22 protein-coding genes and 1 pseudogene are annotated in these 24,245 nt (G+C 51.9%); 18 read left to right on the plus strand and 5 right to left on the minus strand.

Features of this window, described 5'->3' with window-relative positions:
- Window positions 1–199: 199 nt before the first annotated feature.
- Window positions 200–655 carry a Dps family protein gene (locus tag VK70_RS01930; protein ID WP_025694427.1) on the plus strand — a complete coding sequence of 152 codons (456 nt, stop codon included), beginning with the start codon at window positions 200–202 and terminating at the stop codon, window positions 653–655.
- 119 nt (window positions 656–774) lie between these two features.
- Here the strand turns inward: VK70_RS01930 and VK70_RS01935 are convergent, their stop codons facing one another.
- Together VK70_RS01935 and VK70_RS01940 are read right to left on the minus strand one after the other, a co-directional pair.
- Entirely contained in the window at window positions 775–1,479 is a 705-nt protein-coding gene (locus VK70_RS01935; protein ID WP_025694428.1) for an AIM24 family protein, read from the minus strand.
- A 47-nt stretch (window positions 1,480–1,526) separates the two neighbouring features.
- Window positions 1,527–2,015, minus strand: a complete 489-nt coding sequence (locus VK70_RS01940; protein ID WP_025694429.1) for a coiled-coil domain-containing protein — start codon at window positions 2,013–2,015, stop codon at window positions 1,527–1,529.
- A 243-nt stretch (window positions 2,016–2,258) separates the two neighbouring features.
- Here VK70_RS01940 and VK70_RS27675 point away from each other — a divergent pair.
- The 10 genes and pseudogenes from VK70_RS27675 to modB form a co-directional block, all read left to right on the plus strand.
- Window positions 2,259–2,369, plus strand: a pseudogene (locus VK70_RS27675) (helix-turn-helix domain-containing protein); the annotation flags it as partial.
- 196 nt (window positions 2,370–2,565) lie between these two features.
- Window positions 2,566–3,279: a hypothetical protein gene (locus tag VK70_RS01945; RefSeq protein ID WP_025694430.1), complete on the plus strand. Its 714-nt coding sequence runs from the start codon at window positions 2,566–2,568 to the stop codon at window positions 3,277–3,279.
- 204 nt (window positions 3,280–3,483) lie between these two features.
- Window positions 3,484–4,446 carry a helix-turn-helix transcriptional regulator gene (locus tag VK70_RS01950; RefSeq protein WP_025694431.1) on the plus strand — a complete coding sequence of 321 codons (963 nt, stop codon included), beginning with the start codon at window positions 3,484–3,486 and terminating at the stop codon, window positions 4,444–4,446.
- A 284-nt stretch (window positions 4,447–4,730) separates the two neighbouring features.
- A complete protein-coding gene (locus VK70_RS01955; protein ID WP_025694432.1) occupies window positions 4,731–5,720 on the plus strand; it encodes an ABC transporter ATP-binding protein in 990 nt (329 codons plus the stop codon).
- The gene (locus VK70_RS01960) at window positions 5,717–6,709 is read left to right on the plus strand and encodes an ABC transporter ATP-binding protein (RefSeq protein ID WP_046722721.1); all 993 of its coding nucleotides are present in this window, start codon (window positions 5,717–5,719) and stop codon (window positions 6,707–6,709) included. Before VK70_RS01955 ends, VK70_RS01960 begins: the two co-directional genes overlap by 4 nt.
- A 134-nt stretch (window positions 6,710–6,843) precedes the next feature.
- The gene (locus VK70_RS01965; protein ID WP_025694997.1) at window positions 6,844–8,493 is read left to right on the plus strand and encodes an ABC transporter substrate-binding protein; all 1,650 of its coding nucleotides are present in this window, start codon (window positions 6,844–6,846) and stop codon (window positions 8,491–8,493) included.
- Between the two features lie 69 nt (window positions 8,494–8,562).
- Window positions 8,563–9,567 (plus strand): ABC transporter permease, encoded by a 1,005-nt coding sequence (locus VK70_RS01970; protein ID WP_025694172.1) that lies wholly within the window; start codon window positions 8,563–8,565, stop codon window positions 9,565–9,567.
- A gap of 12 nt (window positions 9,568–9,579) precedes the next feature.
- Complete coding sequence (nikC, locus tag VK70_RS01975; protein ID WP_025693095.1) at window positions 9,580–10,473, plus strand: nickel transporter permease; 894 nt, start codon at window positions 9,580–9,582, stop codon at window positions 10,471–10,473.
- A gap of 299 nt (window positions 10,474–10,772) precedes the next feature.
- Window positions 10,773–11,549 carry a molybdate ABC transporter substrate-binding protein gene (gene modA / locus VK70_RS01980; protein ID WP_025694173.1) on the plus strand — a complete coding sequence of 259 codons (777 nt, stop codon included), beginning with the start codon at window positions 10,773–10,775 and terminating at the stop codon, window positions 11,547–11,549.
- A 27-nt stretch (window positions 11,550–11,576) separates the two neighbouring features.
- On the plus strand, window positions 11,577–12,239 hold the full coding sequence (gene modB / locus VK70_RS01985; protein WP_046722722.1) for a molybdate ABC transporter permease subunit: 663 nt from the start codon (window positions 11,577–11,579) through the stop codon (window positions 12,237–12,239).
- Window positions 12,240–12,310: 71 nt separating this feature from the next.
- Here the strand turns inward: modB and VK70_RS01990 are convergent, their stop codons facing one another.
- Both VK70_RS01990 and VK70_RS01995 read right to left on the minus strand, forming a co-directional pair.
- Window positions 12,311–13,288: a substrate-binding domain-containing protein gene (locus tag VK70_RS01990; RefSeq protein ID WP_025694822.1), complete on the minus strand. Its 978-nt coding sequence runs from the start codon at window positions 13,286–13,288 to the stop codon at window positions 12,311–12,313.
- A 194-nt stretch (window positions 13,289–13,482) separates the two neighbouring features.
- Complete coding sequence (locus tag VK70_RS01995) at window positions 13,483–13,686, minus strand: TOBE domain-containing protein (protein WP_025694823.1); 204 nt, start codon at window positions 13,684–13,686, stop codon at window positions 13,483–13,485.
- A 380-nt stretch (window positions 13,687–14,066) separates the two neighbouring features.
- On the opposite strand from VK70_RS01995, the gene VK70_RS02000 reads away from it, so the two are divergent.
- From VK70_RS02000 to VK70_RS02020, 5 genes are all read left to right on the plus strand, one after another.
- Complete coding sequence (locus VK70_RS02000; protein WP_025694824.1) at window positions 14,067–15,476, plus strand: deoxyguanosinetriphosphate triphosphohydrolase family protein; 1,410 nt, start codon at window positions 14,067–14,069, stop codon at window positions 15,474–15,476.
- A 182-nt stretch (window positions 15,477–15,658) separates the two neighbouring features.
- Entirely contained in the window at window positions 15,659–16,597 is a 939-nt protein-coding gene (locus tag VK70_RS02005) for a TRM11 family SAM-dependent methyltransferase (RefSeq protein ID WP_025694825.1), read from the plus strand.
- A 279-nt stretch (window positions 16,598–16,876) separates the two neighbouring features.
- Window positions 16,877–17,485 (plus strand): RNA 2',3'-cyclic phosphodiesterase, encoded by a 609-nt coding sequence (thpR, locus tag VK70_RS02010; protein ID WP_046722723.1) that lies wholly within the window; start codon window positions 16,877–16,879, stop codon window positions 17,483–17,485.
- Between the two features lie 63 nt (window positions 17,486–17,548).
- Window positions 17,549–18,499, plus strand: a complete 951-nt coding sequence (locus VK70_RS02015) for a cell wall hydrolase (RefSeq protein ID WP_025694827.1) — start codon at window positions 17,549–17,551, stop codon at window positions 18,497–18,499.
- Between the two features lie 52 nt (window positions 18,500–18,551).
- Window positions 18,552–19,235, plus strand: a complete 684-nt coding sequence (locus VK70_RS02020) for a metal-dependent hydrolase (protein ID WP_025694828.1) — start codon at window positions 18,552–18,554, stop codon at window positions 19,233–19,235.
- 83 nt (window positions 19,236–19,318) lie between these two features.
- On the opposite strand, the gene VK70_RS02025 is transcribed toward VK70_RS02020, so the two are convergent.
- Window positions 19,319–20,506: a UDP-N-acetylglucosamine--LPS N-acetylglucosamine transferase gene (locus tag VK70_RS02025; RefSeq protein WP_025694829.1), complete on the minus strand. Its 1,188-nt coding sequence runs from the start codon at window positions 20,504–20,506 to the stop codon at window positions 19,319–19,321.
- A gap of 276 nt (window positions 20,507–20,782) precedes the next feature.
- On the opposite strand from VK70_RS02025, the gene VK70_RS02030 reads away from it, so the two are divergent.
- Window positions 20,783–21,364, plus strand: a complete 582-nt coding sequence (locus tag VK70_RS02030; protein WP_025694830.1) for a TetR/AcrR family transcriptional regulator — start codon at window positions 20,783–20,785, stop codon at window positions 21,362–21,364.
- A gap of 190 nt (window positions 21,365–21,554) precedes the next feature.
- Window positions 21,555–23,909: a YhgE/Pip domain-containing protein gene (locus VK70_RS02035; RefSeq protein WP_046722725.1), complete on the plus strand. Its 2,355-nt coding sequence runs from the start codon at window positions 21,555–21,557 to the stop codon at window positions 23,907–23,909.
- Window positions 23,910–24,245 lie beyond the last annotated feature (336 nt).

A 24,245-nucleotide genomic window follows, 5' to 3' on the forward strand; every position in this document is an offset into this window, starting at 1 on the left:
AGAACCCTGTAAAGAGGGTTCTTTCCTATTTTATATGTACCGATTGTGACAGAAATAATAGCCGCTGCTCCGATGAGTATGATAGGATATGCACCAATTACGGGTGAAAGCATTGCAAAATCGTAAGAGATATGATAATCTATATATAGATTTAGAATAAGTCTAAATATTAAATATTTATAACCGGGAGGAATGAATCATGAGTACTGATCTGAAAACTCAAACCGAACTGCATGCCACATTGAATCGTCAAACTGCCAACTGGACACTGCTGGGAATTAAGCTTCATCATTACCACTGGTTTGTTACCGGAACGGATTTCTTCACGCTTCACAGCCAATTCGAAGAGTATTATAACGAAGCTGCTGAATATGTGGATACTGTGGCGGAACGTCTGCTTGCGATCGGCGGTAAACCCGCTTCCACGATGAAAGAATATTTGGCTCTGTCCAGCCTGGAGGAAGCGAAAGGCGGCGAGAGCGCCAAGGAAATGGTAGCGGCTTTGGTCAAGGATTACACGACTATCGCGCAAGAGCTGAGCGCCGGCATTACACTGGCTGAAGCGTCCGGCGATCAACCGACAGGCGATCTGTTCATCGGTATCAGAGCGAGTGTCGAGAAGCATATCTGGATGCTGAACGCTTACCTCGCCTAAGAATCGGCAACGGCTGCGCGCCGGGCGGTTGTCCGCATACGGCCGCGATTTATGAGCGCGCAAATGGCCGGTTCCAGTCAGAATTTGACTGGAACCGGCCATTTTTGACTGTTGCCGCCTTATTTGATAAATACGCCGCCGAAGGGAAGGATTTCCCTCAGCAGCCGCTTGAAAAGACCGTCCTCATCATTCTCCCGTTCAAATCTCCGGTTCTGCCGCCCGGCCTGAAAGAGAACAGGGCCGTTGCCGGTCATTTTCCAGTGATAGCTCATATGCTGGCTGGCCAGATGGTTGCCGTAGACCGTCAGCTCAAGCACAGCATTCTCGGGGTAGGCGATCACACTGCCCGCATCGACATATAAAGGCTGCACCGGGTCCAGAGCGGCTTCGCATACGACTCCTTCCGTCAGGATGCCGATGCTTCCGCTGCCGGAGAACCTGACTTTGACGACGTCCCGGGTCACGATCATATTCTTTACGCTTAGCACGCGGGTCTGCATGTTAATTCCTTTGCTATAGTAGAACAGGTGCTTGAAGTCGTAGAGCAAATCGTCCTTGCCGTCCAGCGTAACCGTCTTGACGCTGTAGCCCGGAGGCAGAGCCGCCGTAAACCGGCAAGGACCGGTCATATCCGCCCGGATCAGCTTACGCTTGCGGTACATTCCCTTTACATCCATGAATCGGTCGGCCCGCCCGGAGGATGGCCCCTGATAAGCGATAATCTGCTGCGGATGCAGCACATGAAGTTCCTCGTTCTCCTCCAGCGTGAAAGTCAGAGCCTCTCCGCTCAAGGCGTTTCCTCTGTCCTGTACTTCCGCCTTCACCGCCCGTACTCCTTTCTCAATCAGGGACGCTCCCCGACGGATTTTGATTATTTATGCAATCTGTCCCCTCTCCGGGAACGGCTTCGCATGCCAAGGCGGATAACTCTAGTGAGAATAAAATAACCCGCAATCAGTCCGAGACCTGTAGCCGCAGTCACTTTAAGACGGTGTATATAGCTTTCCCGCGCGGCGCGCTCGTCTCTAAGCTCATCGATCATCACGGTAAGCTGCCGGTTCTGCTCTTGAAGCGAGGTGTTCTCGCTGCGGTACGCTTCCAGCTGATTTTTGGTTTGATCCAGTTCATCTATAGTCTGTCCAAGCGCATTCTTCGTCTGCTCCAGCTCGTTTACGGTCTGATGATAGCCTTCCTGCAGATTATTCATCTGGTCGGGCAGTTCGGAGAATTGCTCCAGTCCGCGGTACAGGTCACCAAAAATATTCGCATGGGCTGCCGGCGCGGGAAGAGTATAGAGGGTTCCGGTCAGCAGAATCGCGGACAGCAGACGCGGCAGTGAAGGAAGAATCTTTAATTTCATAGGTTGAATCACCGCCTGACGTGTAAATGTGTTTTTCCTATCCTATATTATAACACGCCAGTGTACGACAAATTGTGGCAATAGCCGCCCGTTCTCCCTCAAATACCCTATTCTACCTGTTTCAAAGCTCTGACTTACGAAGCCTCTTCGACGGCTCTCACGTCCCGCGCTTTCCTTGCGCTCCTCTCGACTAACAGCAGTTTTGTTGCTGGAAACTTCTTGAATAGGAACTTGTGTTCGGTTATACTTGGAGGTGAACGGAGGGCATCGATCCCACACCTAAATCAAGCCACACTCATTAACAAGACGATTGGATGCAGCCGTTTTGTGTACAATCGTTTTTTGGCAGGTTGGAAGGTCAAAGAAGAAGAAAATGATTGATTGCATCATGCCATTTATAGCTGTTGCTTTTCGAGAGCGGTTCACTTTCTATGAATCGGCTCTTTTTTTTGTCGATAATATCAAACCGAACATATATTCCATGACAAGGAGTTGTCCGCCAACATTGGTACATTAATAGAAAACCCAAAAAAAGAAAGAGGTGGAAATAATGCAAGCCAGAATTCAACCGGCTTACACATGGAGCCATGATTACATTTTTTCCGGCAAATCGCAAAAGGCCGTCCTGCTTATCGAATGGCGCGGTGCCGCGCAGCCGGGTATTAGCCGGAAGAAGTCGCAGAAATTGGCTGCACGCGACATAGAGCTGCATATATGGCTTGAACCTCATGTTAGCCTGACCGAGGTGCACGGCTGCCGCCCAGCGGAATTAGGGGATCAGGGACTCCTACTCTCACTGGGGGCCATCCGTTCAGGGCAGAGTAAATATATTGCACTGGAATTTAGTCTAAATTCCCTTGCGGCCGGCAGGCATGAAATGCTGTGGCTGCAGTGGCGATACAGACAGCGGCCGGGTGAACGTGGACGGGAGCTGCCTGTACAGAAGCTGAGTCTGGAGTACAGCCGCCATACCGGATATATCGATGCGGCCAGTTCATTTTATGTAGAGAAGCGTGTGGAATTGTTAAAGGTAGAGAAGACCATTGCGGAAGCGTTGTTATTATATTCGGAAGGACAGCAAACGCTTGCCCGGGAGGAGCTGCGGCGTCATGCGGATAATCTGCTGCTTATGGCCGTGCGTTCCGGGGATCCTGACCTGCTGCGAGAAGCCGAGTCGCTATACATACAGTGCGAACGGAAGTCCGATCCGATTGAACAAGAGCAAACACCCGCATGTGAAAGACCGGGCGCAGCCGAAGGATAAGTGATTTCAATATTTTGTGAGAATATTCACTTATCATCCAGGAGAGTAATGAAGAAGCAAGTTGTTAAGTATGTTAAAATAGTAAAATAGTTCTATTACTTAATCTATTATATAAAATTTTTAATCTTATAAAATAGATACATATATCTAGATGTTAATAATTCAATGAGTCTATTTTACTAATTGTGGCAAGGAGAAGTTATTATGACAGACCGATTAATCCGTCTGATGCGTATTATTACGCTCGTTCAGGCCAAGCCTGGCATTTTGGCGCGCGAGTTGGCTGAACGCTGCGGCACCAGCGAGAGAACGATCTATCGGGATATGGATGCTCTGAGTGCTATGCATATCCCGATTACCCACATGGGGCATGGGAAAGGATATGCTTTTATCGGCAATTTTGCGTTGTACCCCCTGGACTGGTCATCGGAGGAATCGGCCGCATTTTCGCAGCTTAGCCACGCCATAGAGATGATTAAGCCGTTGATGCCCCGTGGCTTCGAGAGTGCTTATGAAAAAGTGATGGCGGCCGAATACAAGCAGAAGGCGGACAGAGAAGAAAAAATGGAAATCGCCAGGAAGGAAGCCGGTTCTCTTTGGCTGGAGCGAAACGGCGCCGTGCCGGAACAGTTCCACCTGATCCGTATTCTTCACGCTGTTCTGAAACAGAAATGCATACGCGCCGATTACTTCGACAATGCTCAGGAGGAGAACGGACTCGAGATTGATCCGTATTACCTGGTCCCACTGGAAAATCGTTTTCATCTTATCGGATATTGTCACCGCATGAAGGTCATCCGAAGCTTTCACACCCATGATCTGACGAATGTCAAACTGACGGATAAGAACTTTTCCAAACAACCGTTCAACTTGCAGGCATTTACGAAACAAAAGTGGTCAGTGGATGAGGACAGCCTCCGTATGGTGTTTAAGGTCAGGTTTACTGAAGGTGCGCTGGAGGAAATTAGGAGGGGAAAAAGTGGGATTGTTCCCATAAAAACGGAGCAGCATGGTAAGTACGCCTATTTTGAGGTCTCGCTTGAGCGGGACAGGGAATTCATTGATTGGGTGACGAACTTTAAAGAAGCAGCGGAAATCATCGAGCCTGTCCATTACAGGGAAGTTTTACGCTATCAACTAGAGAAATGGCTGTCGCTGTATAAATAGCGCAGTCTTTTTTTTGAGTGCTTTTTCGTGAAAACGCATGTACATGCATATTGATGAAAAAAGGCTTTCCATGTTTTTGAAAATTATACTTGTCGGGTCGGAATATATATAGTAAAGTCAACTTATATCACAGCTCTGTTGGTTCAAAGCAGCATTTCTTTCATGTAGTGTCAGGTTAATGCTTTTATATGATGTTACGTCATTGATCTCTCTCTGAACCGGAGAGTTTTTATTTGCTTCAAATTTGACCTATGTTCAATTTTGCCGGAAGAGAGGTAAGCTTCTTGATCCAACCTATTCTACAAATTGAGAATCTACATACGCATTTCTTTACGGAAAAAGGAGAAGTGCCTGCGGTCGACGGCGTCGATCTCTATATCAATCCCGGCGAGGTACTGGGCGTGGTGGGAGAATCGGGCTGCGGAAAAAGCGTCACCTCCCTGTCCGTGCTGAAGCTTGTGCCTAATCCGCCAGGCCGCATTGTCGATGGCCGCATTATGTTCAAGGGTACGGATATCGTGCCGCTGAAGGAAAAGGATATGCGGAAAATTCGCGGCAACGCCGTGTCCATGATTTTTCAGGAGCCGATGACCTCACTCAATCCGCTGTTCACCGTAGGCCAGCAAATTATCGAAACGGTGCGTCTGCACCGGGGATTGTCCAAAAAGGAAGCCCGCGAGCATGCGGTGGAAATGCTTCGCAAGGTCGGCATCCCAAGGCCGGAGGCTATTATCGACGAGTACCCGCATCAACTGTCGGGAGGCATGCGTCAGCGGGTAATGATCGCGATGTCGATCTCCTGCAGTCCGGAGCTGCTGATTGCGGACGAGCCGACAACCGCGCTCGACGTGACGATTCAGGCGCAGATTCTGGATCTGATCCGCCGGCTCAACGAGGAGCAGGGGACAGCCGTTATGATGATCACCCACGATTTGGGCGTCGTTGCGGAGATGTGCCACCGGGTCGCCGTCATGTACGCAGGCAAGGTTGTGGAGGAAGGTTCAGTTCATGATATTTTCAAAAATCCGCTGCATCCGTACACCCAGGGCCTGATCGCTTCCGTGCCGAGGATGGATGAGACCCGCGAGCGCCTGTATTCGATTCCGGGCAACGTGCCGATTTTGAGCAAAAATATGCAGGGCTGCCGGTTTGCGCCGCGCTGTTCGCAAGTGATGGACATCTGCCGCCAGTCTCTGCCGGAGCTAACGCTTCAGGAGAACCGGCACAGCTGCAGATGCTGGCTGCATGACGGTAGTCAGGAGGATGCGGTATGAGCGAAAATCTGCTGGAAGTAAAGGGACTCAAGAAATACTATCCGATTAAAAAAGGGTTTCTGAATAAAACGCAGGGCTTCGTCAAGGCCGTGGACGACATCTCGTTTGCCGTCCGCAGAGGCGAGACATTCGGCCTGGTGGGAGAGAGCGGCTGCGGCAAATCGACGACCGGACGCTCGCTGCTCCGGTTGATTGAGCCGACGGCCGGGGAGATCCTCTTCGAGGGACAGGACATACGCAAGCTGTCCATGGAAGAGCTGCGCAAGCGGCGCCGGGATATGCAGATTGTGTTCCAGGACCCGTTCTCCTCGCTGGACCCGCGCAACACGGTGGAGCGGATTCTGGAGGAGCCGATGATCGTCCACGGCGTTGGTGACGCCAAGGAGCGCAAAGCCGCCGTTCTGCGGCTGGCTGACGTTGTCGGCCTGTCGAAGGCTCACCTTCAGCGCTACCCGCATCAGTTCTCCGGAGGCCAGCGGCAGCGGATCGGCATCGCCCGGGCGCTTGCCCTTCAGCCGAAGCTGATTGTGGCGGATGAGCCTGTCTCCGCGCTGGACGTATCCATCCAGTCGCAGGTGATTAACCTGATGCAGGATCTGCAGCGCGAATTCGGATTAACCTACATTTTCATCGCGCATGATCTCAGCGTGGTAAAGCATATTTGCGACCGGGTCGCGGTGATGTACCTTGGGCGGATCGTGGAGATTACCGACAAGGAGAAGCTGTATTCCCATCCCCAGCATCCTTATACGCAGGCGCTGCTGTCGGCGGTCCCCGAGCCCGATCCGGATTTGCGGAAGGAGCGCATTATTTTGCAGGGCGAGGTACCGAGTCCGGCGAATGCGCCGGTAGGCTGCGCCTTCAATACAAGATGTCCGCATGTGATGGATATATGCCGCAATTCGCGGCCGCAGCTTGCCGAGACGGAAGCGGGACACTTCACTGCCTGTTATCTGTACGGCGGGGAATCCAGAACGCAGCTTGCCTAAAGAGAGGAAGGCCCGGCTGGCTTTGGCCGGAAACTCTGCCATATGCGCAAGACGTGGTTTATGGCCGCCCTTTCAGAGCGGCTCTATATAAACGCATTATATATATTTATGGAGAGAAAGGGGTATTAACGAAAATGAAGAAATGGGGCAGTCTGGCTTTAACCCTTACGCTTGGCGCGGGACTCGTACTCAGCGGCTGCGGCGGCAATAACGCAAGCTCGACTAACAGTGCGGCGACCAGTTCGCCGGCAAGCACGGCGACCGCCGGCGCATCGGCGCAGGATACGCTTGTTGTGGGACGCGGCGGCGACTCCGCTTCGCTTGACCCTGCGATTATAACCGACGGAGAATCTTTGAAAATCGACCATCAGGTATTCGATTCCCTGCTGGAGTACAAGCCGGGAACCACCGAGGTCGAGCCTTCCCTGGCAGACAGCTGGGAAGTATCGCCGGACAGCCTGATCTATACGTTCAAGCTGCATCCGGGCGTAAAATTCCATGACGGCACGGATTTCAACGCCGAGGCGGTTGTATTCAACTTCCAGCGCTGGAGCGATCCGAAGAGCCCGTACAAATTCGAAGGCGATTCCTTCGATTACTATGATTCCATGTTCGGACCGGACGGCTCGCGCGTTATTAAAGAAGTCAAGGCTGTCGACGATTTGACCGTACAGTTTACACTGAATCAGCCGCAGGCTCCTTTCCTGCAAAACCTTGCGATGACTTCATTCGGCATCGCGAGTCCAACCGCAATTAAAGAAAAGAAAGAAAACTTCAAGAACGAGCCGGTCGGCACAGGCCCATTCGTCTTCAAGGAATGGAAGCATAACGATTCCATTACACTCGAAAAGAATGCAAGCTACTGGAAAGAAGGACTTCCTAAGCTGAGCAAAGTAATCGTTCGTTCCATTCCGGACAACACCGCACGCTTCAACGCGCTGCAAAACGGCGAAATCGACCTGATGGAAGATGTGAGCCCGGATGATCTGTCGACGCTGGAAGGCAACAGCGATCTGCAAAAGATCGAACGTCCTTCGTTTAACGTTGCTTACCTTGGCTTCAACTTCAAGAAGAAGCCTTTTGACAACGTAAAAGTAAGACAGGCGCTGAACTATGCCGTTAACAAACAGGCCCTTATCGACGCATTCTTCGCCGGACAGGCGCAGCCGGCCGTCAATCCGATGCCGCCGTCGCTGTGGGGCTATAACGACCAAGTGAAAGATTATGAATATAATCTGGACAAAGCGAAGCAGCTGCTGGCGGAAGCCGGTTATCCGAACGGCCTGCCGGATACGGTAACGCTGTACGCGATGCCGGTATCCCGTCCTTACATGCCGGACGGCAAGAAGGTTGCCGAAGCGATTCAGGCAGAGTGGGAGAAAATCGGCGTGAAGACCGTCATCGAGTCTCCGGAATGGGCGACTTATCTGGACGATACGAAAGCCGGCGAGAAAGACGACATCTACATGCTCGGCTGGATGGGCGACAACGGCGACCCTGACAACTTCATTTACACTTTGCTTGACAAGGACTCCATCCCTGGCAACAACCGCAACTTCTATGTAAACGAAGACCTGCACAAGATCCTAGTTGATGCGCAAAAAGAAATCGATCAAAACAAACGCGCCGACCTGTACAAGCAGGCTCAGGTGATCATCAAAGAAGACGCTCCTTGGATTCCGCTCGTGCACACGACTCCGCTGCTTGCGGCCAAAGCGAATCTGAAAGGCTTTGTTCCGAGTCCGACAGGCACGGAATATTACAGCGAAGTTTACTTCGAATAGCTTCATAGCACACGATCTTGCCGCCGCTAAAGAGCGGCGGCAAGTCCGTGTAAGGAAGGTGATCCGTTCTTGAGTTCCTACTTATTAAAACGTATCATGGTGCTGATTCCCGTCCTGATCGGCATGACGATAATCGTATTTTCCATCATCCATGCCATTCCGGGAGATCCGGCGGAGACCATTCTGGGCCAGAAGGCGACAGAACAGTCCAAACAGGCGCTGCGGGACCAGCTCGGTCTCGATAAGCCCTGGATAACGCAGTACTTTGATTACATGGGCGATCTGCTGAAAGGCGATCTAGGAACCTCGATTCGCACCAAGACGCCGATTGCCAAAGAAATCGTGCCTTACCTGGCGGCAACGCTGGAGCTTACGGCAGCCGCAATGCTGTTCGCCACCTTTGTTGGCGTGAATGCCGGCATTTTAAGCGCCTGGAAACAGAATTCATGGTTTGACTATACCGCGATGATTATCGCGCTGATTGGAGTGTCCATGCCGATATTCTGGCTTGGCCTCATGGAACAACTGGTCTTTGCGTTAAAGCTTCACTGGCTGCCCTCGATCGGGAGGATGGATCAGCGGGACCCGGTGGAGAGCATTACCAATCTGTATGTCATCGACAGCATTTTGGCGGGGCGCTGGGATCAGCTCTGGACCGTCATTAAGCATTTGATTCTCCCGAGCATCGCGCTCGGAACAATTCCGATGGCGATTATCGCCCGGATGACCCGCTCCAGCATGCTGGAGGTTATGAATTCGGACTATATCCGCACGGCCAAAGCCAAAGGACTGTCTCAGTTCATTGTCGTGTACAAGCACGCCCTCAAAAATTCGCTCATTCCCGTGCTGACCGTCGTCGGTCTTCAGACGGGCGCGCTGCTCGGCGGAGCAGTGCTGACAGAGACGATCTTCGCCTGGCCGGGCGTGGGACGGTATATATTTGAAGCGATCAGCTCGCGCGATTATCCGGTCATCCAGTCCGGAATTCTCATCATCGCTTTCATCTTTGTTTTCATCAATCTGCTTGTGGATCTGCTGTATGCCGCCATCGATCCGCGCATTCAATACAAGTAAGGAGGGACCCTTTTGTCACAGGCATCATTGAATATCAATTCGGAAGCCGCTTCTGCCGAAAAGGTCTCCGGCCCTTGGCGCGACGCATGGAAGGCATTCCGCAAAAATAAAACGGCGATGCTCGGGCTCGGCATTATCGTCTTCTTCATTTTGATCGCGCTGCTGGCGCCGTTCATCGCCCCTTATGATTACAAAGAACAGGTGCTGATGGACCGGCTGAAGGCGCCGTCCGCCGCTCACTGGTTCGGTACGGATGACCTTGGCAGAGACATGTTCACCCGCATCATCTACGGCGCGCGCATTTCGCTTTGGGTAGGCTTTTTCTCCGTCATCGGCTCCATTATCGTCGGCACATTGCTCGGCGTGCTCGCTGGCTTTTACGGCAGATGGATCGACATGCTTATCTCGCGTCTATTCGACATACTGCTTGCGTTTCCCAGCATTCTGCTGGCCATCGCCATCGTGGCGATTCTCGGGCCGTCGCTGCAAAATGCGCTTTACGCCATCGCCATTGTCAACATTCCGACTTACGGGCGGCTTGTGCGCGCGAAGGTGCTCAGCCTGAAGTCGGAGGAGTACATTACGGCGGCGCGGGCCATCGGCATGAAGAACACGCGCATTCTGCTTACGCATATTCTGCCGAACAGCCTGACGCCGATTATCGTGCAGGGGACGCTTGGTATCGCGACCGCGATTATCGAAGCGGCCGCGCTCGGCTTTCTCGGGCTCGGCGCCCAGCCTCCTGAGCCTGAATGGGGCAAAATGCTGTCCGATTCCCGCCAGTTTATCCAGAAAGCGCCCTGGACGGTCGTCTTTCCGGGCCTGTCCATTATGCTGACCGTGCTCGGCTTCAATCTGATGGGGGACGGTCTGCGCGATGTGCTCGATCCCCGGATGAAGAATTAGCCCATTTAAGATTTCTCCAAATACCCTTCAGTTCCGCCGCTTCGGCTTAAACTATGCCGATCCCGGCAGGCTGAAGGGTATTTTTGTCGTCTGTGTATTTTTCGAACACCCCGGCCTGTTTGGCTCTCTTCTTTTTACATGTAAGCATTTCTTCCCTTGCAGAAAGCGAGTTATTTTGACGTTATTTGTTCAAATATAACACGATGATATGAATCATAACAAAATATATGGTAGATTTTGCGAAGATGTGCTAGAATAGCTCCTAATCATATCAATACATACACTGGAGGAATGGGAGAATGTTAAAAAAGCTGGCAATGACAGTAATGGCGGTGGCAGTATTTGCTGCAACGCCCTTGGTAACAAGCGGTAAGGCAGAGGCCGCAGGCAAGACGGAAATCATCGTATCTGCGGCGGCGAGCCTGCAGGACAGCCTGGACAAAATTGCTGCTCAATACGAGAAGGCTCATCCTACGATCGATCTGGTCTTTAACTATGCCGCTTCAGGCACGTTGCAGAAACAAATCGAGCAGGGCGCTCCGGCTGATATTTTCTTCTCCGCAGGCGACAAACAAATGAAAGCTCTCGTTGATGGCGGACTCATCTCCACAAACAAAGAACTGCTGAAGAATCAATTGGTCGTCGTCGTTCCTGCGAGCTCGAAGGCGAAGCTTAATACGATCTCCCTGCTTACGGGTCCTTCCTTCAAGAAGGTGGCCGTTGGTCAACCGGAATCCGTACCGGCTGGACAATATGCACAGCAATCCCTAACTGCCAAGAAGCTTTGGGATACACTGCAAAGCAAGCTTATCTTTGGTAAAGACGTACGCGCGGTGCTCTCCTATGTTGAAACCGGCAATGCGGATGCAGGCTTTGTATACAAAACCGATGCTTTGACCTCCAAGAAGGTTAAGATCGCTCTTACTGTAGGCTCTTTCGCTCACAAACCGATTAACTATCCGATCGGTATTGTAAAAGGAACTAAACATGAGGCAGAAGCCAAAGCATTCTACAGCTACCTCCAAACTAATGCAGCAACCAGCGTATTCAAATCCTACGGATTTTTGCTCTACTAATAAATAAAGACTGCGGGTTGAGTATACATGGACATCAATTGGACCGACTTTATGGCCCCAGTGTGGTTATCGATTAAAATTGCGGTTATCACGAGCGTGATCGTATTCGTCCTGGCGGCTGCAGCCGCCAAGGCGATGGCGAACCGGAAGTTTCCGGGCCGCAGCCTGATTGAAACCGTACTGCTGCTGCCTCTGGTTCTTCCGCCTACGGTTGTAGGTTTCGTGCTTCTGGTCGTATTGGGAAGAAAAAGCTGGCTTGGCGAATGGTACGAGAATTTAACCGGTGGAACGATTCTGTTCACCTGGGGATCGGCGGTGATTGCCGCCGTCGTTGTCGCTTTTCCGCTCGTTTATCGTACGCTAAAGGCAGGCTTTGAAGAAGTTGACCGCGATTTGGAAGATGCGGCGCGCGCTCAGGGGGCTGGAGAGCTTCAAGTGCTTCGCTATATTACGCTCCCGCTGGCGATCCGAACGCTTGCAGCGGGCTATGTGCTCGGCTTTGCCCGCGGCCTCGGCGAGTTCGGGGCGACAATTATGGTGGCGGGCAATATTCCCAACCGGACGCAGACGATTCCTACGGCGATTTATGTGGCTGTGGATGGAGGGGATATGACGCTCGCCTGGCTGTGGGTCATTTCTATAATCGCAATATCAGCGGTCATGCTGATGTTTGTCAACCGCTACTCCTAATAAAGAACAATAAATAACCCTCCTAGTCCGGCAGTATCAGCAGCCTGCGGATAGGGAGGGTTTGCTATTCATTATGTTTCGTAAATAATCTTCCCGGTTTCGGACAGATCATATCCATACAGCGACTTAAGCTCATTATGAAGAGCTTGGGAGCGGCATATTTCGAGCACCGCCGAGATCCAATCCTGGTTATCCGGCCGTTTCAGCATTACTAGATCGTACTTTTCTTGGATGAGCGGAATAAAATCAACGCCTTCGACTATTCGGGAGGCCTTTTCATTCCCAACGCCGACATCGGCCTCGCCACGGGCGATTCTGCCGGCAACCGTCACATGGCTGATTTCCTCCGTTGTATAGCCTTCAATGTTCTGTGCTTTCACTCCGTTCAAGCGCAGTTGTTCATCCAGCAGCACCCGCGCGCCTGAACCTCTCTCCCGGTTAACGAGTCGCAGACCGGATTGCCCCAGGTCTTTCCAGTCATTAAGCCCTTTGGGATTGCTTTTCTGTACATACAGACCGGCGGCCCTGCCCAAGAGACGAACAACAAGATAGCTGGAGCCGACGAGCATTTTGCGGATATAAGGAATATTGTACTCGCCTGAATCGCCATCAAGCAAATGGGTGCTGACGATATCGGATTCCCCGCGATACATGGAAATCAGACTGTCAAGGCTTCCCGCATATGAGCGCAGCGGACGCAGCGAGGGGGAGAACTTCTCCAAATGTTGTGCTAGTATATCCAGACTGATATCCTGGCCGGTGATGACAATTTCACGCACGGATGAACGGAACGTCGCCGGGGTCTGAATGCTAGGTGCAGAACTTATCGCATGAAGCCCCGGTTTAGTAGAGGTGAGCATGGACGCTTGGCGTCCGTGCTCTCTGGACTGCTGCTTGTACATTTCAAGATCCGAGGCATCCACACGCATTTGCTTGCCCACCCGGTAAGAAGAAAGCTCGCCTTTCTTAATAAGGTCATAGACCTTCAGTTTTGATATTTTAAGCAGCTGGGCAACCTCTTCGGTTGTATAGGATGTATTGTCAGACATAGAGTAAATCCTCCTAAGAAGTAGGCTGCGTCAGCAGCCATCACACCTATGGGTGTACTAACACAAGACTACCTTATTTTCTATCCTGACGCAATTATTGAAGGTACAGGGAACTGAAAAGAACCGAATGTACACGCAAGTGATGTACGTCCGGTTCTTATTTGCGTCTGCTATTCAAAAAGCGGCTAACCGCCTTAGGCCATCAACAGGACGGAAGAAGCTTTGAAAAGGGCGGTAACTGTAGCGCCTTCCTTAATTCCGAGCTCTTCAAGGGCATCCAAGGAGATAATGGAAGTGATTTTTTGTCCGCCAGTGTCAATAACAACCTTAGCATTGATCGGTCCTGCCTCTATAGCTACTACACGGCCTTCCAATTGGTTTCTGGCACTAATTTTCATTGTACATTCTCCTCTCAATTTTGGGTAATAAGAGTTGTATGTGATGTAAATCTTGATGTCTAATTATACTTATTTATAACTAATTATAACTAAATAATAATCTATATAGTGAAATCATACTACATGATGTTTGGAAAATCAAGGTATTTTGAGTAATATCGATTAAATTCACGGAAAATATTTACCATAACCCGAAAAATCGGAAATTTTGGCGATAAAGATTTAATAAGACCAAATAACAGAATATTAAGAAATTTACAAATACATTAGAGTTAAGTAATGGAAATTTTATATGTTCGAAAAATTGGTGAAACTTTTGCCGAAAATGCATTATAATGTAGTATTAAAAACAGATAGCCATCATATAAGGGGTAGGGAGCATGAGACTGAATGAACTAAGAGAACACCGCCAATATCCGGAGATTACCCGCCTGGAGACATCAAGGGCTGCATATGAACGTGACTATTCCCGGTTGATTCATTCGCCGACCTTCCGCAGGCTGCAGGGGAAATCGCAGGTATTCGGAGCAGGTACCGGGGATTATTATCGGACGAGGTTAACCCATTCGCTTGAGGTGGCTCAAATTGCGCGTGAGGCGGCCAAGAGCCTGCTGCGTTCTTATCCGGAAGTGGGCTTGGAGAAAGCCGGGAATCCGGGACTGGTCATTGATCCGGAGGTGGTTGAATGCGCGGCGATTGCCCATGATTTCGGCCATCCTCCATTTGGACATAAAGGGGAAGAAGTGCTCGACAACATTCTGGACCGCTTAATTGAGGAGAAAACCGCGAAGAAGGCGGCGGTGACCGGAGCGGACCCGGCGCGCAAACTCGAAATTTACAATGAGATGAGAACCAAGTATGAGCATTTTGAAGGCAACGCGCATAATTTCCGGCTCATCATGTTCCTGGAGAAGCGCGAGAACATCGACGGACTCAATCTGTCCGATGCCGTTCTGCTTGGAATCAATAAGTACCCTTTTCCCGGAACGACGCTTAAAAAGGGAATGTATCTCAATGAGTGGGAATATATCTCGCATATCCGCTCGGAATGGGGAATTCCGGAAGGGAAGAAGACGCTCGAAGCGCAGCTGATGGATTTATGCGATGATATCGCTTATTCCGCCCATGACCTTGAGGACGGCATCAAGGCCGGGAAGATTGAAGTCCATGAATTCTTCATGCATGACCCTTATATTTTAAGGCTCATTGTCGAGAAGATCATGACGCTGGAGGATTCTTTCTGGCATGGATGGACAGAGGAAGCAATCCGGCCAAAGGTAGAAGAGGTGCTGAACTCGTTCCTGCGGATCTGGAAGGAGAAAATGCCGACCTGCGAGCACGATTATTCCCGGACCCGCCGCGAGGTCAAAGCCTATTGGGTCAGCACCTTTGTCGCCAGCCTCGGTGTCATACCGGATGGTGATTGGAAGAAGGTTACTTTTATCAAGGAAGGAAAAGAAGACGAGGACCTGCTGCGCACGGTAAGCGTACTGAAGAGCTTTGCCTGGGTGACGATGATTCGCGATTTGCGCGTTCAGCGGCTGCAAAAGCGCAGCGAGTGGATTGTACGGAGGCTGTGGGGGGCGTTCCTGGACCCCGATACGTCGAAAGCGATCATCCCTACCGATTGGCTGCAGCGTTTTGAGAAGGACCAGCGTAAGCAAAGACCGATTTGGACCTGGGAGCATATGGTGATCGACTATATTGCCGGAATGACCGATGCTTTTGCCGAGAAAATTTACAATGAGCTGTTCGGGCTTAAAGTCGGCTCAATTTATGATCTGGATTAAATTTCAACGCCTAATCTATAGAAATATGGAGAGGGCGTTTTTTGTGTGCATTTGGCTCTGAGCGCTGTAGAGCATTGCTGTTCCGGCAAGCGGCGGTCCGTTTTCAGGTATAATAGAGTGCGGCGGCGGGGATGAATGCCCGCTGTTCCTTAAATGAACTGTGAAAGGCGGGACTATACCGATTGGATTACAAACTGACGCCTTATTTGTATATGTACCGCAGCCATGAGAATGAAAGCGAACTGTGTTCTCTGGAGCTGGATGTATTATTGCAGGGGGATGTTCTGGCTTCTGGACTGATTATTGCCCGGGAAAAGATTGATCCAAGCCGAAGTCCGTTTTTATCGGGGAGAATCGACATTTTATGCGCTTCGGATTCGGAGGAGGAAATCGCGCATTTCGCAGGCGGCATCAGGCTTAGGGAAGGGGAGACCTTTAAGCTGTTCTGTCCCAAGGAAGGGGGAGGAACCTACGAAGAGCGCAGAGAGCTGGAGAGGAAGGTCGGCAGACAAATATCCGGAACGGCTGACATGCGGTCGCCGGACCGCGTATTCGGTCTGGTAAAGCATGAGGGCATGCTTCTGCTCGGCGAGTACCGCGAGAGCGACAGGAGCTGGCAGCGGCGCAAGGTTAAGCCGCACAACTATTCGACCGGGCTCGGCGTGGCGCTGTCCCGGTCAGCCGCCAACATCGCGGCTCCGCGTCCGGAGGGCCTGCGGATACTCGACCCTTGCTGCGGAATGGGGAGCGTGCTGATCGAAGGGCTGTCCATGGGCATGGACATGGCCGGATGCGACCTGAATCCGCTCGCTGTACGGGGGGCGAGAGGGAATCTGCGTCATTTCGGCTACCCGGAGAATATCGTGACGCTAGGCGATATGAGAAATCTGTCCGGGCATTATGATGCGGCTATACTGGATATGCCGTATAATCTGTGCTCGGTTCTCTCGCCGGCCGACACCAAGGAGATGCTGGAGGCGCTCCGCCGCTTAACCGGCCGCGCGGTTATTATTTCCACACAGCCGGTAGAGGAGAGCATCGCCGCAGCCGGTTTTTCAATAAAAGGCGGCTGCACCGTGTCCAAAGGGTCCTTTAAGCGGTCGCTTTGGCTGTGCCATTAGTATTGCCCGGCGGTAGTCGGTCACATTTTTGGACGGAGTACCGTTAGCCAGATGTGATTTCATATTTTTTGCCCAACCGATGACAATCTTTGTTTCGGCAAGGATGTTAAGCTCCGGTTATTTGGCATCGGTTTGCGTAAAGATATATCCAGGAGCGGCTCTGCGGATTGCTTCTTGCTGCTGCTTTGTGAGCGGCTGCGAGACAAATAATGGATTTTGCCGCAATGTTCCCTCCCGTCTAGAAAGAATATCAAATCTGCGGAAAAAGGTGAAACGACGATGAATGATAAAGCGGCGGTCGGTTTGGGCGGAACGGCTTCTGAAAGATTGTTCACAGCGGTGAGGTTGCCGCCCGAGCTTCGCGGGGCCGTAGGCGGCATGTGCCGCAGCCTGTCACAGGAGCTGTCCTTTGCCAAATGGACTCATGAAGAGGATTATCATATAACGCTGCAGTTTCTGGGCGATACCGACCCCCGGTCCATTCCGGAGCTTGTGTCGGCGCTGAAGGGGGCGGCAAGGGACTTTAGACCGTTCACCCTGTCTTTGCGGGAAACAGGCATCTTCGGGCCTCCGTCCGCTCCGCGCGTCCTATGGGCGGGAGTGGGCGGGGAGACGGACCGGCTGGAGGAATTGCATAGCCGGATCGCGGCGGCTACGCTGCCGCTGGGATTTCGCGCCGAGGAGCGCGCTTATAAGCCCCATGTGACGCTGGCTCGCAAATACAGGGGAGAGCGTGCTTTTAACCCAGAATATCTTCATGCGTTTAAGCAGGAAGCGGATGCTCTCCAGATGTCCTGGAGAGTCGAGGAATGGGTCCTTTTTGTTACGCGAATGCACAAAAAACCGATGTATGAAATTGTCGAAACCATAACAATTTTAAAAAAATAGTTTTCAAACCTCTCATTTTGGGTTACATTTTTAAGAATGTGCCGAAAAACTAGGAGGATTGAAATGTCTATTTTTAAACAAAACCGCTGGATACTGCCGCTGTTCGGCGTAATTCTAGTGTGTTTCTCTGCGATAATATTGCTGGTGCCAGAGCTCGGATTAAGCGAAGAGCGGGACAAGGTCTATGTGGGCCGTTTGCAGTCACCGCTGCTTTCATCTGCGCCGGGGCCTGGACAAACCGTTGTGAGTGCGGGTGATAGGACCAAGCCGGTGGCGGAACCGGCCATCACTGCCGGGACCGCCATAGTCCGGCAGAGCCATCCCGAGCTGTCCGCCGTCCCCCGGGCGCTTGTGACCGCCTGGAAGCCTGTGCCCGCCTCCGAATGGTTGAACACAAAACCATTGGTTCTGAAAGGTAATAGCGCCTCAGCGTCCGTAACGGCTAAGAACAAAGCTTCCGCAGCCGTCCCAATCAGGCAGCCGCAGAATGCGCGTGAAACGAGGCGGAAGGCGGCAGGGACAGCGGCGGGCAAATCCAAGGACAAGAAGACTGCTTTAACCAAGCAACATCCCCCCGCAATACTTTACTTCTCACGGACCAAGCTATTAAGCCGGGAAGAGCGCGACCAATCCACCCGGAGCTACGCTGTATCCGAAGAAGAAGTGCTTCTGCTCCAGAAAATCGTAATGGCAGAGGCGGAAGGCGAACCGTACAAGGGCAAGGTGGCAGTTGCCAACGTTGTTCTGAACCGGCTGCGGTCAGCCCATTTTCCCAATACTATTAAAGCGGTCATATACCAGAAACATCAGTTTAGTCCGGTAGCCAACGGGCGGCTAAAGCGGGTAAAGCCAAACCAGGACTCAATCAGAGCTGTTAACGCTGCGCTTTCCGGGGTCAAGGAAGTCACAGACGACACCTATTATTTTCTTTCGCTTAAGCTTGCCCAGGATCTTACCGTTCATCATTCCCAAACTTTTTCAGAAAAAATTGGAAATCATAGCTTTTATCGATAGTTTATCTTCTCGTAATGGGGTAATCTACTATTATGTAGAGGAGGGAAAAATCATGAAAATTACTTATTACGGTCATTCCGCGCTGCTGGTTGAATCACCTGACGCTAAAGTCATCATTGATCCGTTCTTATCGGGAAATCCGGGTTCGGGAATCGCTCCGGAGAATATCCGGGTGGATGCGGTGCTGCTGACCCATGGGCACTCCGACCATCTCGGCGATGCGGTGGAGATTGCGAGGAACAACGACTGCCCGATATTCGCGGTCTATGAGCTTGCCGAGTACTGCCGGATAAAAGGCGCGAAGGTCAAGCACATGAACATAGGCGGCAAACTTGCCGATTCCGGGTTTACCGTTAAGTATACGCCGGCCTTTCACTCTTCCTCCATACAGGAGGGCGACTATTGGATATATCTAGGCGAGCCTGGGGGAATTCTGCTGACCCTTGAAGGCAAAACGCTGTTTCATGCCGGCGATACGGCGCTGTTCGGGGATATGAGGCTGATCGGGGAACGCAATGCTATCGATGTCGCCGCGCTGCCAATCGGGGATGTGCTGACGATGGGCCCGGACGATGCGCTGCTGGCGGCGAGCTGGCTGCGGGCGGCCAAGGTGATACCGGTGCACTATAACACTTTCCCGGTGATCGAACAGGACGGAGCCGAGTTCTGCAACCGGCTCAAGCAGGAGGGCATCACCGGATTCCCGCTTAAAGCCGGAGAGAGCGTGGAGATTTAGGAAACCCCCGCAGGCAAAAACAAAAAGGACGAACGGCAAACAGCCGGATCGTCCTTTTGGCGGTATATCCCGAATTCAATAAATTAAGGCGTCGAGTATACCGCTTTATCGCTGAGCGTCTGCGCCGGGGAGCCGTTCTCCCCGGACAGCTTTCCCTGTTTGGTCAGCATCTCCAGCACCGTTACCGCGCAGTGATGCGGCTGGTAGTGGTCAGGAGAGAGACGGAGGCGGCGCTGCTTCTCAAGTTCTGCATACTCGCGCTGGAGAAGCCGGAACCATTTGTCGATAACCGTCTCGGAGTCCAGCACCTCGGCCAATCCGAGCTCGACGAAATATTGAGAGTTCTTCTCTTCTTGCCCGGGAATAGCCTGATAGAAAAGCATAGGGATGCCTTTGGCCAGCGCCTCGGTGCAGGTCATGCCGCCCGGCTTTGTAATCAGCAGATCGGCGGCGTCCATCAGCTTGTTGACGTCGCTGCTGTATCCGAGAATCGTGATATTCGGATGCTGGAACCTTGGATCGCTGCGCAATTTGTCCACCAGTTTATTATTGCTGCCCATACAGAAGATGAGCTGGATATGATCAATCTTGGCCGTCAGCGCGTTCATGATCTCTTTACCGAACATCAGGCCCCAGCCGCCGCCCATAATAAGCACGGTGGGCTTATCGGCAAGTCCCAGCTCCTGGCGGAGCGCCTCCCTGTTGGATCGTTCCCAGAATTTAGGATGCACAGGGATTCCCGTTACCTTTACCTGATCGGAAGGAGTGCCGCGTCCCGTCAAGATCGCCTTTACCCGAGAGGTGGAGACGAGGTAACGGTTCACCTCAGCATTAACCCAACTGCCGTGCGCGTCGTAGTCGGTAATCAGTGTGTACAGCGGCACTTTCAGCCCCAGATGCTTCAGCCTGGAAACGACGGCGGCGGGAAGAGGGTGTGTGCATATAATAAGATCTGGTTTGAGCTGCTCGATGACTTGCCGGGCATGTGTATAAAAAACACGATGCAGCGCCAGTTTAGTGAACCGGTTCAGCGATCTGTGATATTGCGTTCTGTACAGCATTCCAAACAACTTGGGCTGGCTGCTGACGGTCTTGCGGTAGGCGGAAAGAATCCATGGAGCCACCGTCGGATTCAGGAATTTGCCCAGCTCGATGACCCGGCATTGGACCGCAGGATTGAGGCGCTTAATCCCCTCAGCCAAAGCATAGGCGGCCCCTGTATGTCCTGTGCCGAAGCCTTCCGAAAACAGCAGTACTCTTTTCTTTCGCATAATTTCACCCGCTACTTTCCATTTCGATAGAATTGCAAAGTCTGTTACATTCACTATACGCTATTTTTGCTAAGAAATTCTGTACTCTTTTTACATTATACAAATAAGACGTAAAGAGAAAGTTAAAACACTGCAAGAACTAAAAAATAAAACAATTCGAAACATATTGCAATCTTGCGCACAAAATGGTAAATTAATTAACGACTAAATGACCGGATTCGTAAAATAGTCAGTTCTTGACCGGCATTTGTTAAGCTTCAGAAAGGAAGTGCGCGGATGGCAGTGGTGGATCGAAGGCAGCAGGTGATTAAGGCGGCGGCAAAATCTTTTTCATTATTCGGCTACAAGGCGACAACAATGGATCAGGTGGCCAAAATCGCGAACGTTGGCAAAGGCACTATCTATACTTTTTTTTCGAACAAGGAGCAGTTGTTTGACGAGATTCTTCACTCGGTTATCCTTGAGATGAAAAATATCGCCGACCGGGAGATTAGGCGCGACAAGCCTTTCTTTGATAACCTGCAGCGTGTGCTGGACGCCCTGCTGGACTTTCGGAGCGAGCATGAACTGATTATCAAGCTTTCCCAGGAAAAGCGCGAATTCGGCACGCTGCAGGCGCAGGAGGGACTCGATAAGATCGAGGGCGCCATTATCGCATATCTGGAACGGGAGGTGGAGTACGCCATCAGCAAGAATGAAATTAAGCCGTGTGATCCGAAGGTTATATCGGTGGTTATGCTGAAACTGTACGTTACGCTGACGGCCGAGCTTAACAAATTGCAAGCCCCTCTGAGCAAGGAGGAGATCAAATCGTATTTCCGGCTGATTCTGGCTGAAGGTCTGGCGCAAACGACGTAAGAGAATGGCGGCAGGCGTCTCTTACTCATTCTCTCCTGAAGTTTGCCGAATCAAACGAAAAATTTAGGTGAGAGCAAGAGCCGAGAGGCATTTTTTTGTCCTCTAAATTGACCAATCGGGGAAAATAGTCAGTTATTATTACAAGCTATTTTGCGTAAACAGAAAGAAACAAGTAAAGGAGAGAACCGGAGTGAAATCATTATCTGTCTTTATGAAAGACATGGGTACGGCGCTTAAGAAACCGATGACGCTGATTACCATCCTGGCCGTGCTTTTCATTCCGACGCTTTATAGCGGAGTGTATTTGAAGGCGTTTTGGGACCCTTACGGCAATCTCGATAAGATGCCGATCGCCATCGTTAATCAAGACAAGGGCGCCGATTACGAGGGAACTAAACTGAACGCCGGCCAAGATCTGGTGAAGGAGCTTAAGAAGAGCAAGGATTTCAACTGGGTCTTCGTAAGCCGCGAACAGGCGGAAGAGGGATTGAATAAAGACGAGTACTATGTGGCAATTATTGTACCGGAGAATTTCTCTGCCAATGCGACGACTATGCTGGATGATCAGCCGAAGCCCGCACAGCTCATATACGAGCCGAAGCAGGGGGAGAACTTTACCGCCAGCACCATCGCGGGTTCGGCGGCCAAGGAGCTTAAGGCCAAAGTATCTGCTAAGATTACAGAAGCTTACGTGAATTCTGTGTTTGATAACATAACCGATATCTCAAACGGCCTCGGTGAAGCCAGCGATGGTGCGGCCAAAATCGCAGACGGCGCGGGTCAGCTGGACAATGGCGCAGCCAAGCTGAAAAATAATCTGGTCGTTCTGACCGATGGAGCGGGCAAACTGCTTAGCGGCGTTCAGCCGCTGAAGCAGGGCGCCGCCGCGATCAAGAGCGGCGCCGCCGAGCTGCATACAGGCGGCAGTTCCCTTGCCTCCGGGCTGAATCAGCTGTCCGCCGCCCATAAACAGCTGGCGGACGGCGCAGCGCAGTCGGCAGCGGGCGCCAAGCAGCTAAGCGGCGGGCTGCAGCAGTCCGCCCAAGGCGCGGCGCAGCTAAAGAGCGGAGCGGGAGCCGTCGCGGACGGCAGCTCGCAGCTCAAGAGCGGAGCGGAGTCTGTCGCGGACGGCAGTGCGAAGCTCCAGGCCGGCCTGACGGCCTCCGTGGACGGCAGCGCGAAGCTGGCTGACGGGCTTAAGGCCTCCGCTGAGGGCAGCGCGAAGGTAAGCGCCGGCGCGAAGAGCGTCTCGGATGGACTGCAGCAGCTGGCGCAGGCCAATCCGCAGCTGGCAGCGAGCGCTGATGTGCAGAAGCTGATTGCCGCGAGCAAGGCGGTGGCGGACGGCAGCAGCCAGCTTCAGCAGAGCCAGGCGCAGCTGGCGCAGGGCGCGAGCGATTTGCACGGCGGCCAGGCGCAGCTGGCGCAGGGCGCGGCGCAGGTGTATGACGGCGCGCAGAAGCTTGCGGACGGCGCCGGCCAGCTGAATAGCGGCGCTCAGCAGCTTGCGGGCGGCGCCGCGCAGTTGGCCGAAGGCCAGCAGCGGCTCGCCTCCGGCGCGGATTCGCTGGCAACCGGCGGCGGTAAGCTGGCAGCCGGGATGCAGCAGTTCGGGGCCAAGCTCGGCAGCGCCGCAGCGGGCGGCGGCAAGCTGGCGGCGGGAAGCGCCAAGCTGGAAGCGGGGGCCTCGTCGCTTATGGCGGGCGTCGCCAAGCTGGGCGGCGGAATCGGCTCAGTTGCGGAAGGCTCTCAGAAATTGAGTGACGGCGCCGGAGACTTGAAGGACGGGACGGCCGATCTCAAGGCCGGTTCGTCGGAGCTTGCGGGCAAGCTGAACGATGCGGCGGATAAGACGGGCGGCATCAAGACAACCGACGAGACAGTCAGCATGTTCGCCGAGCCGGTGGAACTGAATCAGGAAACGCTGAGCGAAGTGCCGAATTACGGCACCGGGCTTGCCCCTTATTTTCTGTCTCTGGGACTGTTCGTCGGAGCGTTGATGTGTACAATCGTTATCTCAATGCGTTCTACTACAGTGGATGAAGCATCCCGGTTCAACCGGTTTGTGAGCCGTACCCTTATTTTCTCCGGCATGAGCCTTCTGCAGTCTCTGGTGGTAGCGTCGATTATGCTCTACGGACTGAGACTTGAGGTTCAGAGTGTGCCAAGATTTTATGTATTTACTTTTATCGCGAGCCTATCGTTCATGTGGCTGATTCAGGCTCTGGTAACCTGGCTGGATCAGCCCGGAAGATTCGTGGCAATCGTGCTGCTGATCTTCCAGTTGACGACAAGCGCAGGCACATTCCCGCTGGAGCTCATTCCGAAATGGATGCAGTCGCTTCATCCGCTGCTTCCGATGAGCTACAGCGTTCAAGGCTTCAGAGCGGTCATCTCCACCGGCGATTACGGCAGAATGTGGAGCGACGCAGGCACGCTTGCCATTTATGGTGCGGTGTTCCTCGTAATCACGCTGCTGTACTTCATTAGCCGTGGACGTGACGAAAAAACGGAGCTAAATAGTGAACAAGTTTTGTCTGTATAAATCTTAATATATGACAGCTGAAGTATGATTAGCCGGAGCGCCCCTAAAGGGCGCTTTTTGGTTATTGCAGGAAAATAAAACGGTTTCAAAACAGGAGATTAAAAATATTACATGGGTAAAACGTTTCCAATGAATAAGCACTTATTCAGTTGTATTGCATAAATATTCATGGATGAGATTTTTTAAGCTTTTATCCGGTAAAGCTGTGTCGCAAAAGCTAATGTTAATCGGCATAATAAAAAAGTTTAAATTGCGCTCATGTAAGGTCGATGATAAAATAATATAACCAATCTGCGTTGAATAATTATTAATAATGCCCTACTTTATTATAGAAAG

This window comes from Paenibacillus durus ATCC 35681 (assembly GCF_000993825.1).
GTDB classification, from domain to species: domain Bacteria; phylum Bacillota; class Bacilli; order Paenibacillales; family Paenibacillaceae; genus Paenibacillus_AQ; species Paenibacillus_AQ durus_B.